Genomic DNA, 15,842 nt, shown 5'->3' with positions numbered 1-15,842 from the left:
ACGAACGGCCCGAACCTACATGCGCTTATTCAGGCAAACCGCGCCGACTTCGCGCACCCGGATCTTGAACAGCTCCGTGCCCGTCGTACGCCCGATCAGCTCGCGGTACTCCGCGACGGCCGCATGCGGCAGGACGGCGAGGATGACGCCGGCGAAGCCGCCGCCGTGCACTCTGCAGGCACCATCGCCCAACCGGTCGATGAATCGCTCGGTGATGGCCAATGTAAGGGCGATTCCCTGTTCGCGGGACGCCGATTCTTGGTAGATGTTTTGCAGCCATTTCCACGAAGAATTCCCCGAAGCGGCGATGTCCTTCAGCACGTCATGCCACCGGCCGGCCTGAATCGCCGCGACTTGACGGTCGACGCGGTCATTCTCGTCGAGGTAATGCAGCGCGCGCAGCACCGCCCGGTCGCCGGCCGCCTCGCGAAGCTCCGCCAGCCGGCCGTAGATCATCTCGGCCGTAATATCGCGGCAGACCTCGGCGCCGAATGCCTGCGCCACCGCCCGCATCTCGTTCGGAATCGACGCGTAATCGTTCGTCAAGTCGGCATGGTTCCCGCCGGTGCCGACGATGACCAGGCTGTAACCCGCCGCTTCGAAGGTGCCCGGAATCCGCTCGATCCGCGGCTCGGCCGGCTCCTTGAAGTCGATCGCGATCATCCCGCCGTACGAGCAGGCCATCTGGTCCAGCATCCCGGACGGTTTGTTCCAATACCGGTTCTCGGCGAACTTGCCGATGCGCGACATCATGACCGCATCCAGCTCTCCGTCGTTATAGAACGTACTTAGTATCTGGCAGATCAGCACCTCGAACGATGCGGAGGAGCTGAGGCCCGACGCCGGCAGCACGTTGCTGCCGACGCTGGCATTGAATCCGCCGATTCGGTACCCGTGCTGCAGGAAACCGCGTGCGATCCCGCGGATTAGGGCAGCCGTCCCGGTTTCGCCCGGCTGCGGTTCCAGCTCGTCCAGACGGATGACCGACATGCCCGGATACCCTTCGGATACGACGGTAATGACGCCGGTGTCTACGGCTGCCGCCGCCGCGATCGTATCCAGCTGAATGCTGGCCGCGAGCACCTTGCCGTTGTTATGGTCCGTATGATTGCCGCCGATCTCGGTGCGCCCCGGCGCGCTGAAGTAGTTCAATGACGCGGTCTCTCCGTATTGCGCGCCGTAGGCTTCCATGCATCTCCGGTATCTGCGGATCTGCTGCTCCCCTTCTTCGCTGCCGTACATCTGCTCCAGCAGCTGACGTACGCGGGCCGAGTCGAACAGCTGCTCGAATTGCTCGTTCATCTTGCGTGCTCCTCCTAGGACGAATGATTGAGTAAACGTAATCATGTCCATTGTAACGGAAGATAGCGTTTACAGATAGGGGGGCAGTGAAAACGGAATCGAACCGCTGTCTTCGTTCTTCGAACCGCCGAAGGACTCATACAGCTGTGCCGTTACCTGCTCCTATTGATTCAAAAGCGAATCGCATACAGCGCGCCGCCGTCCACACGGTACCACGCGCCATACCGCTGCTGGCCCGCGGGACCGGCGAAAATATGCTCGCGGTACCGCAGCTCTCCCGGACCGCCGAACGAATAGACGAGCTTGCCCGTTTGGGCGGAATACAGGTACGTCGTGTCCTTGAACGTAAACGCCAACGTGCCGTCCGCTCCCAACTGCTTGATGGCAAGCGGGACGCCGGTCAGCTGCCACCATTTCGGGGCCGTATACGCCAGCTTGGTCTGGCCTTCCGGCGACCGGACCTTCAAGGTCCAGCGCTCCGCCGCCTTATCGTATTCCTTATAGGCAATCCATCCGTTGTTGATCTGGTACGAGGTTCTCGGGTCGGTCGTATAGTAATCCTCGTTCAGGATCGGGTTCAAGGCGATCGGGGTCACCTCGCCGTCCGAGCCGCGAACTTGGAGCGACCATTTCGGATAGCCTTCGACCACGGTATACGCGGTATAGAGGAGGTGATTCCCGTCCGTCAAAGGCCCGTTGAAGGTGTTCGGGTAATCGGGCACGGCCGGATAATACGTCGAGACCGTTCCGTCGGCGAGGTAGCGGCGAATACCGTAATTGTACTCATACACGACCGTTCCGTCCGCGGACAGATCGAAGGCGTTCCGATTATTGAAATTCGCATTCGGCAGATCACGGGACGCTCCCGTCTTGACGTTCACCACGTTTCTGCCGAATACCGCGAAGTTGCCTTTCACGTCATAGGGGGTTGCCCGTTGCCAGCTGCGCCGAACCGAGCCGCCCTCCCAATACATCGCGGTTCCGTCGGATAAGGAAAACACCACGCCGTCCGTGGATAGATTTGCGGTCCGAAGGGCGCGAACGGACCCGTCGGCATCATAGACCTTGACTTGGCTTTTCGCCGTACGGTCGTATAACCAGAGCGTCTTATCGCCGTTTTCCTTCCATAGAATCCGGCCTTGGTCCACATCGAGCAGGGTTCCGTTCATCCGGTAAAGCAGCGTTTCGGCTTCGGACACCGGCGTATCGGCGGCCGTGGTCACCGTCTCTAATTGCTTCACGCTCTCATTGCCGTCGCCATCGACGGCAACCAGCGCGAAGAGGTAAGCCGTAGCGGGCGACAATCCCTTCACGTCATAGTGAATGGCGTCATGGCTTACAGCAGCGAGCAGCGTCTGATCCTGGTACACCAAGTACTGGTCGACTCCGGAATCGTCCGTGGCCGGCTGCCAATTCAACCGTACACTGTTAGCGGTGACGTCGGTCGCCGTCAGTACATCGTACTCCGGCCACCGCGGCGCCTCGGGATCCGCGACTTGTACGGGCGCATTACGGGTTGTCGTCGTACCGTCGCCGAGTTGGCCGGAACCGTTATATCCCCATGCCCATACGGTGCCGTCGCTTCTGACCGCCACGCTATGCGCGCCATCGTCCGTCGCGACGGATGCTGCCGAATCGAGTCCGGCTACCTGCGCGGGGGAGGAATGGTTGTTCGTGCTGCCATCGCCGAGCGCACCGGAATAATTATGGCCCCATGCCCATACGGTGCCATCGCTTCGTACCGCGAGCGAATGCGAAGAGCCCGCGCCGATCGCCGACACCGAGCCGAGCCCGTTCACTTGAACGGGTGTGGGACGGGTCGTCGTGCTGCCGTCGCCGAGCTGGCCGGAACCATTCCATCCCCATGCCCATACGGTGCCGTCGCTCTTGAGCGCCAAGTTATGGAGCTGTCCCGCCGCGATGGCGACCACCGAATCGAGGCCCGGAATTTGAACGGGCACGGACCGGTAGGGGGTTTGGTAGGGGCCATCGTAGATGATCGAGCCGCCGGGCACCCCGTTTTGACCGTTTTCATTGCTTCCCCATGCCCATACGGTGCCGTCGCTCTTGAGCGCCATACTATGGAGCTGCCCTGCCGCGACGGCGATCACCGAATCGAGGCCCTGGACTTGTACGGGCGCGGCGCGATCCGTCCGGCTGCCGTCGCCCAGTTGACCGTGAACGTTCCATCCCCACGCCCAGACGGTTCCATCGCTTTTGACCGCCAAGTTATGGGAATGTCCCGCGGCGATGGCCGTCACGCTGCTAAGATTGGCGACCTGAACGGGGGATACCCTGTTCGTACCGTCAATCCAATTCCGGCCCCACATCCAGACGGAGCCATCGCGCTTGAGCGCCAAGCTGTACGTATCGCCCGCCGCGAGGGCGGACACCGAATCGAGCCCGCGTACGCGAACCGGCGTATAATGATGATCGGTCGTACTTCCGTCGATGCTGCCGTATTCATTGCTTCCCCATGCCCACACCGTTCCATCCCGTTCGAGCGCGAGCGTATGCGTCGATCCGCCCGTAACGCTCGTGACCTCCAAGTTCGAAGACGCTGCCGCCGCGATGGCAGCGGATTCCGCGGCCGCCGCCCGAAAGGGCAGCAGCAGCGTCAAGCTCAGAACTCCCCACACCAGTAACAAGAACCGTCGCCTCATCTTATTCCCTCCTATGGATGATTCTCTCTAAATCTACCATAATCAGGTAATATTGGTAGTGCTCTAACGATCCATATCCACCCCCCTCGGTGCGAGCGAACGCAATTCGCTTCGGCCGATCAATTGGCCGGATGCCGGAAGCATAGCCTTGCGAATCGAGGGCATAATATCCCCTAAAAATTGGGTTAAGCATGCCTGATTTTCGACACCGCATGAGACTGGCTTGAAGCAGGAGACTGCCGCGAAAAATCCGATCGGCAGCCTTGAACATGTTAAGAAGTGGAGAAGGAATATGAATTGGTTATGGATATCGATGCTGACACGGCTGCTGCAGCCGGGCGCCGGCGACGGACAGCAGACGGACGAACAATTAGCCGTGGCGCTTCGCGGGCAGAACCCCGTCGTGATTCATCGTGCCGATTACGCGTCCCCCGGGTTTACCATGGTGGATTTGGACAAGTTCGACGCGCTTATCGGGCAATTGGAGAAGCGGAGCTATGAGGCGCCTCGCAACGCGATCATCGGCGATCATGGGGGAATCGTGGCCGAACGGCTCGGCTACCGGCTGGACAAGCGGCTGTTCACCGAGAAATTCTACGCGTACTTCTATGGCACGGGGGCAGCCGCCATCGAGGCGCCGCTCGCGCCCGTCTATCCGCGGGTCGACCGCGAACTGCTGGCGGAGATCAAGGAGAAGCCCATCGGCCAGTATGCCACGTACTACAACAGCCGCAACAAGAACCGTTCGCACAACATCCGGCTGGCGGCGCAGGCGATCAACAATACGGTCATCTTCCCGGGCGAGACGTTCTCGTTCAACCGGATCGTCGGCCAGCGCACGAAACAAAAAGGCTATCTGGAGGCGCCCGTCATCGTCAGAGGCGAATTATCCGAGGGCATCGGCGGCGGGATCTGCCAAGTGTCTTCCACGCTGTTCAACGCGAGCGACCGCGCGGGACTGAAGATCGTGAAGCGCTATTCGCACAGCCGGAACGTGCCGTACGTGCGGCCGGGCCGCGACGCGACGGTGAGCTGGGACGGTCCCGACTTCGCCTTTCAGAACCAATACAACCAACCGGTCCTGATCCGCGCGCTGGCGGTGCCGGGCAAGCTGTACGTGTCCATCTATTCCTCCGACGTCATCGAATACAAGCCGCGCAACGTGCCGGGCATGACGTTCGGCGTACTGCCGGAGGAAGCGCCCGCGACGGCCGAGGATCTCGAGTGGCTCCCGTGACGAAGGCCCAGCCGGAGGCACACTTCCGCTTCGCCTACAATATGATGAGTCTAGAACTCCAAAGAGGTGAGCCAATGGGTGTCGTAAAAGCCAGGAAACAGGATATCGATATGTTGGCGAGGCTGCTTCGGGCCGAAGCCGAGACCGAGGGCGAGAAGGGCATGCTCCTTGTCGGAAATGTCGGCATTAACCGGATTCGAGCGAACTGCTCCGACTTTAAAGGACTCCGCACGATTCCTCAAATGATCTACCAGCCGCATGCGTTCGAAGCGCTGCAGCATGGCATGTTCTATCAGAGCGCAAGGGACAGGGAACGCCGCCTCGCGCAGCGGTCCGTGAACGGGGAGCGGAATTGGCCGGCCAAATTCTCGCTCTGGTATTTCCGTCCGGGTTCGTTCGAGAATCCGGGGCCGTGTCCGCCGACGTGGTACAATCAGCCGTTCGTGGGGCGATGGAAGAAGCACTGCTTCTATGAACCGACCGCGCAGGAATGCGAAAATGTATACAATACGTTTTAAGTTGCGAAGGCCGCGGCTGCGCGGCTTTTCGTAGGATCAGGTTAACCAGTCTTACTGGTTGGCCTTTTTTTTTCCGAAGGAAGGCAAACGCAAACGATCGCAACGCCTGCGGCCACTCTCTGAGCGTCCGGCAGCCTGACACGCGGCGAACCGCAGCATGGGCGGCAAGCCGCCGCCCGGGCCGGGATGTAATAGAATCCGTACGGCTGGAATAAATTTCATAGTGGACAAATCGGGGAAGCGGTTTCGTCGTCAAACGGAATGCGGGGGATCGGGGGAAGCGCGCATGTGGATTCGGATTATGCCGAGGAAGATGTACGTCCGCCTTTTTTTATACGCCTGCCTGGCCGTCTGCGTGCTGACCTTGGCGTTCACGATGTACGTAAGCCGCTTGATCGTGCAAAGCACGATGGACGAGATCAACGCGTCCAACCGGGACAAAATGCAGCAGGTCGTGCAAACGTCGGAATTTACGCTGCAGAAGTTACGCCAGTTCGCGCTTCGGGTGTATTCGGACGAAAACATCGCGCTGTGGCTGAACGTGAGTCCGGACCATTACTCTCCGTTGACGTTGTATAAAGCGGCTGCGAGCGTGCGGGAATTCGTGAACAGCGAGCCGTTTATCGATAGCGTCTGCTTATTCAACTTCCAGTTGAATCAGATCTACTCCTCTTCCGAAGCCGGTCTCTATACGCCGCAGGATTACTACGACCCTGCTATGCTTAGGGCGGTCCGCAGCCAAGGGACGACGCCTTACTTGCAATTTTTCGATCATACCGTGCAGGGCCGGTCGCATCTCGCGCTCGTCGTGCCGGCAGCCGGCCCGAACGCGAGCTACAGCGGATACGTGTCGATCCTCTTCAACAAGCCGCTGCTGAACGAGCATATGCTGCAAATTTCCGATCAGGACCAAAACAAGCTGGTCGTCGAGGGACCGGGCCATGCGCTCCTGCTCGGCAATGCCGATGCGGAGCTGGCGTCGGAGCTGGCACGGGCTGAGAAGCCCGCATCGGACGACACGAGCTGGAATTGGACCGCCGGCGGAGCCGCCTGGTCGATTCAAACGGCCGTGCTGCCGATCGAAGGCTGGAGGGTGTACCTCTTGTCGCCGATCTCGGCCTGGCAAGCCAAGATCGATCGTATCCGGATCGACATCATCGCCTCCGCCGTCGTCCTGATCTTCGCGCTGCTGCTGTTTCTCTACTGGCAATCGTATCGCCGCTTGAAGCCGATCAGCGACTTGACGGCGCGGCTTCAGTCCAAGCTGGGGCCGGAGGAGCCGGCCGCGAGACCGGAGGACGCCGGCAACGAGATCGCCTGGCTCGATTCCCGCTTCGATACGCTGGTCGGCCGGCTCGAGCAGCTGGACATGTCGCTTAAGAGCAGCAAGGCCTTGATCAAGGACGATCTCTTGCGGCAATGGATCCTCGGCTCGAGGGCCTCCGGACCTGCCGCGGAGTATATCCGCACGCAGACCGGGATTCTGCGGACAGGCAGGTTCCGCATCGCGGTGATCCGGCTGGAATCGTACGGGCGGTTCACGGACGATTACGACTTCGCGTCGCGCAAGCTGATGCGCTTCGCGCTCGGGAACATGACGGCGGAGGTGCTGGCCAACCACGGCTTCGCGGCGGAAACGGTCGACTTCGGCTCCGATCATATCGTGGCGCTCGTCGCTCCTGCCGCCGCGCATGACCGGGAGCTCCTCGTGCTGAACGCGCTGTCGGACGCGCGGGTGCAGATCAAGCGCTGGCTGAAGCTGGATCTGCAGGCGGCGGTCAGTCCCGCGCTGGACGAAGGGACCCATCTGCAGCCGGTCTACGACCGCGTCTATGAGCTGACGCTGCTGGCTTTCCTATGCGACGAGGACCGGGTATTCACCCTGGACGATCTGGAACGCTACCGGACGGAGGAAGGGAGCGAACCGGACGAAGCGCTGCTGAAGCAAACGATTCACGCGGTCCGGCTTCGGAACGCGGACGCGCTGTCGTCCGATCTGGACAGCCTGACCCGGCATATGCAGGGGCTCAGCTACGAGGAATGCAAGCTGCAGCTGACGCATATCATTTACTCGCTCATGAGGAGCTTCACATCCGCCGGCACGTTCCAAGGGATGAAGAGCATCCATGTATTCCTCGAGCGGTTCTCCACCATCGGCGAAGTAAAGGCCTGGCTGCTGCAAGAGCTTCTACGGATGATGGACCGGGAGCGTCCGCGAAGCGGCTCGGCCCGCAAGGAAGAGTTCGTCTCCGAAATGATGGAGTTCGTGCGCCATCATCTGCACAATCCGATGCTGTCGGTCGACGATGTTGCGGATCACGTGGGCCTCTCCGTCAACTACGTCCGGCAAATCTTCAAGGAGCACGGCCAGCTCTCCCTGTCCGATTATATTACGGATCAGCGGATCAAATACGCGATGCATCTGCTCACGACGACCGATTGGACGGTCGCGGAAATTACGGAGCAGTCCGGATTTCAAACGAAAAGCACGTTCTTCTCGTTATTCAAGCGGGCAACCGGCATGACGCCGGGTCAATACCGTCACGCGCGCGCGAAGCCGGGGCGCTGAACGGGCGCCGCGCAGCGCGGACGTACCGGATTCATTTGCATAATTCATTCACAAAATTCATCCACAAAATCGCGACGTCCCTCATCGTCATATTCCGTACCGTTCGATGAATACCGTACTGTACCGTTTCACGGGAGCCGGGTATGATCGGACTCACGAGCCGGTCTAGCGGACCTGCGAGACTTCGCCTGCCGCTGCTGCTGTCCGGCGTATTCATGGGGAGGGACTGGGCTATGAAAATCGGCAAAACAGGGTTGTGGCTGGCATCGTTCATGTTCGCGGCGGCGTTGTCCGCCTGCAATTCAGGCGGGACGACGGATCCGCCAACCGGCAATGGCGGCACCTCGACATCCGAGCCAGGAACCGCGCAGAAGGCGGTGACGCTCAAAATCATGTTTCCCGGAGATCCGCCGGCGAACTGGGACGAAGTCAAGACGGAGATGGAGCAGCGCATGGCTGATTCGCTGAACGTGAAGCTGAACGCCGTGTTCATCCCTTGGTCCGACGTCCGCCAGAAGCGCCAGGTCTCGCTGTCCTCGGCGGAGGACTACGATCTGATCTGGGACAACAACCCGGTGCAAAATATCGCCGCCGGGCTCTACGAGCCGCTCGACGAATTGATCGATCAATACGGGCCCGACATCAAGGCCGTCCGTTCGGCGGAGCTGATGGACGCGAACAAGGTGAACGGCAAGCTGTACGCGGTGCCGCTCGAGGTGAACTTCATCCGTCCGTGGACGTTCGTCATCCGCAAGGATATTCGGGAGAAGCTCGGCGTCGGACCGATCACCTCGTACGACGAGCTGATCGGCTTCATGTACAAGGTGAAGGAGAAGGAGCCCGGGCTGACGCCCTATATTCCGAACGGCACCGAGCATACCGGCTTGAAACTGGCCGGAATGCTTGACCCGTCGGCCAATCTGGCGTCCGTGATCAATTACCCCGGCTTGTACACGAAGGGCAACGACGGCAAAGTGTATAACGTCTTCGATGATATGGACCCGCTGATCCTGAGCACGTTCGAGCAGAACCACAAGCTGTACAAGGACGGCGTCTTGGCGAAGGATGCGCTGACGCTGCGCAATTCGGAGTTCGCGAAAGGCAAAGCGGCGGTGTCCACCTTCAATGATTTCGGGGTCAATCTCAGCACCCGCACCACGCTGGAGAAGTCGGTTCCAGGCGCGGCCGCGGAGGCGTTCACGCTGTACAGCCCGGATATGAAGCTGAATTCGACCTACAAGGCCGGCAATTTCATCGCGGTTCCGGTCGTCAGCAAAAACAAGGAGCGCGCCGTTCAGTTTCTGAACTGGCTGAACCAGAAGGACAATTACGATTTGCTGGCGTACGGGATCAAGGGGAAGAATTGGGAAGAGGCGGGCGACGGGCTGTATAAGCCGATCCAGGCGAATCCGTACGCGGGCATTCCGTTCGCCTGGGGATGGAATCCGAAGCTGGATCGCATCGATGCAACCTTCCCCGAGGACGTGATCGCGCTGAACAAGTGGCAGCGGGATCCGAGCTATTTTACGCCGGACATTCTGGCGGGCTTCACCTTCGATCCGAGCCCGGTCGCGAACGAAGTGGCGCAACTGAATAACGCGGGGAGCGAGCTGTACGACCCGATCGTATTGGGCGTGACGGAGCCGAACGAAGGGCTGGCGAAGTTCAAGAAGGCGGCGTACGACGACGTGAAGAAGGTGCAGGCGGAGGTTCAGAAGCAGCTGGACGCTTATCTGGCCGGCAAGAAACAATAAGCATGCAGGGTAAAGGTAAAGGTAAAGAAAGGTAAAGGCAAAGCCTCGCCCCGTGCGTCTGTCCGCTCCATGCGAGCGGCAGATCGCGGGCCGGGGTTTTTTTGCGCAGGCTCGCGCTGCGTTAATATCCGTACGGCCGCTTGGCATAAGATTGCTACCGCCGGCGAGTGTGGCCATTCATACTCATTGATACATTCAAGACTGTTCCTCCGGGGCGGAATACGCGTACGATGCAGATACAACCTTCGCGAAAGGCGGGACCGATCATGGGAATATGGCGCGAGCTTCGCAAAAACAAATGGCTGTACGCCATGACGCTTCCCGTCGTGGTCTACGTGTTTACGTTTTCCTACGTGCCGATGACGGCCCATCTGCTGGCGTTCAAGCAGTTTATTCCCGTCAAAGGGGTATGGGGCAGCGAGTGGGTCGGACTCGACAATCTCCGATTCTTCTTCACCGGCCCCGACTGGCTGGGCGTGACGGTGAATACGATCTACCTGAACCTGCTGTTCATGGTCGCCGGCACGGTCATGTCCCTCTGCATCGCGCTGCTCTTGAACGAAATCCGTCACGCTTATTTCAAGAAGGTCACGCAATCGCTGGTCATCTTGCCGCATTTCATATCCATCGTGGTCGTGAACCTGATGGTGCTGAACTTCTTCAACGGGCAAGACGGCATGATCAACCGGATGCTCGGCCAGCTCGGCTTCGATCCGGTCTATTGGTTCCAGACACCGGCCGTCTGGCCGTCCCTGCTGACGCTCATCTTCGTCTGGAAGGGCGCGGGCTGGGGGTCAATCATCTACCTCGCCACCTTGACCGGCTTCTCCGAGGAATACTACGAGAGCGCCCGGATCGACGGGGCCTCGCGCCTGCGTCAGATCTGGCACATTACGCTCCCCCTGCTGCGGCCGACGATCATCGTGCTTACGCTGCTCGCGCTGGGACGAATCTTCTACGGCGATTTCGGCTTGATCTACGGCATTATCGGCGACAACTCGCTGCTCTTCGATTCGACGGACGTCATCGATACGTATACGTACCGTTCGCTCCGGTCGACGAATATGAACAGCTACAGCAATGCCGCCGCGGTCGCGCTGTTTCAATCCGTCATGGGCCTGCTGACGATTCTCTTCTTTAACTGGGTCGTCCGCCGGGTCGACCACGATTCGAAGCTGTTTTAGTTCCGGATAAGGAGGTTTGTCTATCATGGGGAATCAAGCGGAGCGGACGAAGCCGGCGGCGGTGCAATCCGGGCAGTCGAGGCCCAAGAAGCCGTTCGATGCGTCCCAGCTCGCGGTATCGGCGGCCGCATACACGTTCATCGGCGCGTTCGCCTTATTCTGCTTCATTCCGTTCTGGCTGGTCTATGTCGCTTCGTTCACGGCGGAGAGCCAAATCGTGCAAGGATTCCGCATGTTCCCGACGGCCTTCACGCTCGATGCCTATCGGTTCCTGTTCGAGGGCAGCCAAGTGTACCGCAGCGGCCTCGTCTCCGTCTTCATCACGGTCGCCGGTACCGCGGCCGCGGTGCTCATGACGGCGATGTTCGCCTACGCAGCCGCGCATCCGAAAGTCAAATTCCGCTATGCGCTGTCCTTCTACATTTACTTCACGATGCTGTTTCCGCCCGGCCTGGTCGGCTATTACTTGCTGATCTCCAACTGGCTCGGCCTGCGGGATTCGGTGCTCGCGCTGCTGCTGCCGCTATTGTTCTCCGCCTTCAATTCGTTTCTCATGACGTCGTATTTCCGCACGCTGCCGTTCGAGCTCAATGAAGCGGCGACGGTGGACGGGGCGCACGAGCTGTACATTTTTTTCCGGATCATCTGGCCGGTGTCCATGCCGGTCATCGCCACGATTGCGTTGTTTTACGCTTTATCGTATTGGAACGATTGGTTCAACGCGCTGATGTTCATCGACGATTCGCAGCGCCATCCGCTGCAGATGATGCTGCGCAGAATCGTATCCAATTCGCAAAATTTGGACTATCTGAATACGAATGTGAACATTCCCGTCTCCGCGACAAGCTTGCAGCTGTCGACGGTCGTCATCACGATCGGGCCGATCGTCTTTTTGTACCCGTGGCTGCAGCGGTATTTCATCAAAGGGATGACGATCGGAGCGGTGAAAGGGTAGGTCGACGGGAATGTACAAGTTGGTCTTGTGAGGTTTCAGGTCATGGAAGGGGGAATCCGCGATGCAAAGCGGGAGAAAACGGAGATGGAGTTGGGGATGGGCAGGGAAGCTGCTGCTGGCGCTCGTCCTGTTGGCGCCGGTCGTGGCGGTTCATCGGGATCGCGCGAACGCGGAAGGCGAGCTGCTGACAAGCGGGAATTATCTCTACAGTATCGCGCCGGATGCGGGTCAGCTGCCGGATAAAGGCGCCGCGGGGCTGATCGCCTCGGAGAGCGGCGTCATAACGGACGGCGTGCTGACCACCTATGCCGGATGGATGGGGAGCGCGACCTCCGCCGGAACGGTCCAAGTCGTCATCGACTTGCTGAAGGACTATCCGATTGGCACCATTAACATCATCATGAATTCGCCTAACACTTATTGGGGGTATAAGGAAGTTTCGGTCAAATACCGGAATGAAGCGGCGCCGGACTATTACTACATCGCCGGCAAGTATGCGAGGACGGGCACCGACCTCAACAATACGATCAACGTGCCGATGGGCAACAAGACGGCCCGGTTCGTCGTCATCGACATGAAGCGCTCGCAGCCCTATCAGCATATCCCGCTGACGGAAGTCCAAATCTATCAGGGGGCGGGCGAAACAGGGGCGGAACTGAGCCCGGCTTATACGGCTGAGCAATTGCAGGCCGAGATGAAGAAAGATGCCCTGATGATGGATAAGTACGGCCAATGGCTCTATGAGACGTGGGACGGCAAGGTGACGTCCGACGAGCAGCTGCGGCAGGAATACAAGGCGGAGGCCGGGGCGCTGGCGAGGGTGAAGCTGGACCGGTATACGTACGACCAATACGGCGGGATAAAAAGCGGCGGGAAATATAAAAGCACCGGGTATTTCAGGCTGCAGCAAATCAACGGCAAATGGTGGTTCATTACGCCGGAGGGCTATAAATTCATCCTGAAAGGGGTCGATGCCGCGAGCATCTGGGAATGGGGCTACGGCACGCCGTACCACAAGGCGGACGGCTCGCCAAGGCAGGTGTTCGAGGAGCTTCCCGATCCTGCGGCGTTTGCCCCGGCCTATGCCAGCGATGGCAACGGCGAGCGGGTCAGCTTCTTGGTAGCGAACGTCATGCGCAAATACGGCCGCGACTTCGAGGCGAGGTGGGAGAGCATCACGAGGAAGCGCCTCATCGATTGGGGATTCAACGCCTTCTCGAAATGGACCAAGCCGAGATTCATCAAGGATTTCCCGTATATCGAGCTGCTTCAGGATCCGATGAATTTAAAGCGCATACAATGGACCTACGACGTATTCGACCCGCAAGCGCGGTCCATCATCGAAGCGGCGATCGCGCCCCGGCTCAAAGAGCTGCGCAACGACCGGTGGCTGATCGGCTACACGTACGACAACGAAGCGGGCTGGAACGCCGATATCGTGAAGACCGTCTTGACCTACGGGGCGGACTCCGCGGCCAAGAGCGCGTTCGTCGACCAGGTCGCCGCCACGTACAACCAGGACCTCGCCGCGGTCAATGCGGTGCTCGGCACGAGCGCCGAATCGTTCGACGCGCTGAAGGCGGCGTCCATTAATATCGCGAACGTGCCGGCAGAGGTGGTGTCGGACTATATTCGGCTCGCTTCCCGCACGTACTTCTCGACGATCAAGAGCATCATCTCCAAGTACGATCGAAACCATCTGTTCATGGGCGCGTCGATCGTGCCGACCTGGAGGACCAGCCTCGAATGGGATTCCGCGGCGATGGAATTCGTAGACGCGTTCTCCGTCGACAATTATTCGAACGATCCCACTTGGATTACGCGCTATGCATCGTTCAACAAGCCGCTGCTCAACCTGGAATTCACGTTCAGCCATGCGGCACGCGGACTGTCCCCGATCAACGCGAGCACCAGCGTGGCCGGTATCGCGGAGCGGGGGCTCGCGTTCAAAGCCTATGTCGAGAGCCAGGCGGCGAACCCGCTGTTCGTCGGCTCGGGCTGGTTCGCCTACTACGATCAAGCCGTGACGGGACGGAGGGACAACGAGAATTTCAATATCGGTCTCGTCAACCAGCAGGATCAGCCGTATACGGACATGGTCCGGATCATGAAGACCGTCAACGCCGGCCTGGAAAAGGTGCACGAGAACGGAGGCTAACCGGCGTTAGCGAATAGACGCAGCCAAAGCCCGCGCGGAGCGCGGGCTTTGGTATGGGGAGGCGCTTCGAGCATCTCGCGCCGCAGCCGCGGCTAGAGGTCCGTGACGATGCGCGTCTTGGCCACGCCGATCGCCTGGTTCCCCCATAGCGTCTGCTCGACCAAGCGGGATTGTTCATTCGAACACTGCACGATTAAGATCACTTCACCATGCTTTTTTTTCACGGTTCGGAGTTTTCTTCGCCGATAGTGGGTCACGAGGAGGTCGATGACAAATCCGACGGCGAAACCGCCTGCCGATCCGATCAGCCCCCATATGACGGGGCCCCACTCCCATATGAACCCTCTCGCCACCCCGATCGTGCCGAACATCATCGCGAGGATCAGCCCTAGATCGACCAAGGAGGTCCCGTCCATGCCGTGCATGGTATCGAACAGCTTGGTATCCAGTTGGCGATTGTCGAGCGGGATTGCGTAGATGTTGTTGATTTCATGATCCTTCAGTTCGCTGACCGCAAGCTCGAGATAGTGGGAGTGCTGGAAGGTGGAGAAGATCTGGACGCTCTGGACGCTCATTCGATTTTTTCTCCTTTATACAGGACGAAATGTTCGGATTGATGGTGCTCTTTCAAAAAATTCGCTTGCTCGTTGTTGTAGAGTTTTGAGATTTCCACCGCATTCGTATAGGTTTCGTAGATGCCGTAGAAATAAATCGACGGGAAATACAGGGACCACTGCTCGTCGACGACTTCTCGGGCTTTCGCGAAGTCGAATAACATGCAGTAGTGAATGCCTTCCACCAAGTTAGAATTCAGGAGGACGGTGATGGTCATTACCAGCGTCAACAAGGCATTTATGCAGCGGAAGAGGTACAGCTGCCCGAGACTCGGGAAGGCCATGGCCCAGGCAAACGCGATCCAAGGGTCCTTCTTGCTGAGAATTGCGCATCCGAAAGGGGTTATCGCGAACGTCGGGAATTTGGCGTTTTCCCGTTTGGCCAACACTTGGACCTTATTTCCGTCGACGGTCATCCGGTAGCTGTCCCAGATGGCGAATAAATAAACCGGAATGTAGAGGTAGATATGCTTTTCGTCCAACACGGCTTTGGCCCGGTCGAATTCGCCGTTGAACGAATACATCATCGCCGTGTTCAGATGCGTCACTTGATTGATATAAAATTCCCAAAAAAACAAAGCGAAGCCCGTGACGAACCGCTCGCACAAAAAGTGGCCGAACCCCGGAAACGCAACGGACCACATGGCCACGACATGGGGATTCCGCTGGTGCAGCTGCACGGTGCCCCAGGTCGACACATTGGCTTGATAATACCGATTCCGATATTCGTCTCGAAAGTTGTTCATTGTGGTATGCCGAACCTTCCCGATGGATATCCGTGATGTATTTCTTTCTTTCCATTTGAATCCGTTTTATTCATCGTCCGGGAAGGGAAGACGATGCGGCCGGTCGGTTCGTCCCCTGAGGCGCACAGGAAAAAGCCCGCGA

General features: G+C 59.0%; 11 protein-coding genes. 7 read left to right on the top strand and 4 right to left on the bottom strand.

Annotated elements, in window-relative coordinates:
• Positions 1-15: 15 nt before the first annotated feature.
• Both ACFPB1_RS02625 and ACFPB1_RS02620 read right to left on the bottom strand, forming a co-directional pair.
• The gene (locus tag ACFPB1_RS02625) at positions 16-1,302 is read right to left on the bottom strand and encodes a galactokinase (RefSeq protein WP_379221559.1); all 1,287 of its coding nucleotides are present in this window, start codon (positions 1,300-1,302) and stop codon (positions 16-18) included.
• Positions 1,303-1,472: 170 nt separating this feature from the next.
• Positions 1,473-3,965, bottom strand: coding sequence for a fibronectin type III domain-containing protein (locus ACFPB1_RS02620; RefSeq protein ID WP_379221557.1), 2,493 nt, complete (start codon positions 3,963-3,965; stop codon positions 1,473-1,475).
• A gap of 292 nt (positions 3,966-4,257) precedes the next feature.
• On the opposite strand from ACFPB1_RS02620, the gene ACFPB1_RS02615 reads away from it, so the two are divergent.
• The 7 genes from ACFPB1_RS02615 to ACFPB1_RS02585 all read left to right on the top strand — a co-directional run bounded on the left by ACFPB1_RS02615 (position 4,258) and on the right by ACFPB1_RS02585 (position 14,340).
• Positions 4,258-5,202: a VanW family protein gene (locus tag ACFPB1_RS02615; protein ID WP_379221554.1), complete on the top strand. Its 945-nt coding sequence runs from the start codon at positions 4,258-4,260 to the stop codon at positions 5,200-5,202.
• Between the two features lie 74 nt (positions 5,203-5,276).
• Positions 5,277-5,720: a cell wall hydrolase gene (locus tag ACFPB1_RS02610; protein WP_379221552.1), complete on the top strand. Its 444-nt coding sequence runs from the start codon at positions 5,277-5,279 to the stop codon at positions 5,718-5,720.
• Positions 5,721-6,006: 286 nt separating this feature from the next.
• Positions 6,007-8,289 carry a helix-turn-helix domain-containing protein gene (locus ACFPB1_RS02605; RefSeq protein ID WP_379221550.1) on the top strand — a complete coding sequence of 761 codons (2,283 nt, stop codon included), beginning with the start codon at positions 6,007-6,009 and terminating at the stop codon, positions 8,287-8,289.
• Between the two features lie 233 nt (positions 8,290-8,522).
• Positions 8,523-10,043, top strand: coding sequence for a DUF3502 domain-containing protein (locus tag ACFPB1_RS02600; protein ID WP_379221548.1), 1,521 nt, complete (start codon positions 8,523-8,525; stop codon positions 10,041-10,043).
• 266 nt (positions 10,044-10,309) lie between these two features.
• Positions 10,310-11,227 (top strand): ABC transporter permease, encoded by a 918-nt coding sequence (locus ACFPB1_RS02595; protein ID WP_379221546.1) that lies wholly within the window; start codon positions 10,310-10,312, stop codon positions 11,225-11,227.
• Positions 11,228-11,252: 25 nt separating this feature from the next.
• A complete protein-coding gene (locus tag ACFPB1_RS02590; protein ID WP_379221543.1) occupies positions 11,253-12,182 on the top strand; it encodes a carbohydrate ABC transporter permease in 930 nt (309 codons plus the stop codon).
• A 61-nt stretch (positions 12,183-12,243) separates the two neighbouring features.
• Positions 12,244-14,340, top strand: coding sequence for a hypothetical protein (locus ACFPB1_RS02585; protein WP_379221541.1), 2,097 nt, complete (start codon positions 12,244-12,246; stop codon positions 14,338-14,340).
• Positions 14,341-14,432: 92 nt separating this feature from the next.
• Here the strand turns inward: ACFPB1_RS02585 and ACFPB1_RS02580 are convergent, their stop codons facing one another.
• Entirely contained in the window at positions 14,433-14,915 is a 483-nt protein-coding gene (locus ACFPB1_RS02580; protein WP_379221539.1) for a hypothetical protein, read from the bottom strand.
• A complete protein-coding gene (locus ACFPB1_RS02575; RefSeq protein ID WP_379221537.1) occupies positions 14,912-15,700 on the bottom strand; it encodes a hypothetical protein in 789 nt (262 codons plus the stop codon). Before ACFPB1_RS02575 ends, ACFPB1_RS02580 begins: the two co-directional genes overlap by 4 nt.
• Positions 15,701-15,842: the final 142 nt, after the last annotated feature.

Origin of the sequence: Paenibacillus sp. GCM10023250 (genome assembly GCF_042653205.1) — a bacterium.
Lineage (GTDB): Bacteria > Bacillota > Bacilli > Paenibacillales > Paenibacillaceae > Paenibacillus_Z.
This window is presented reverse-complemented; position numbering and strand designations above follow the sequence as displayed.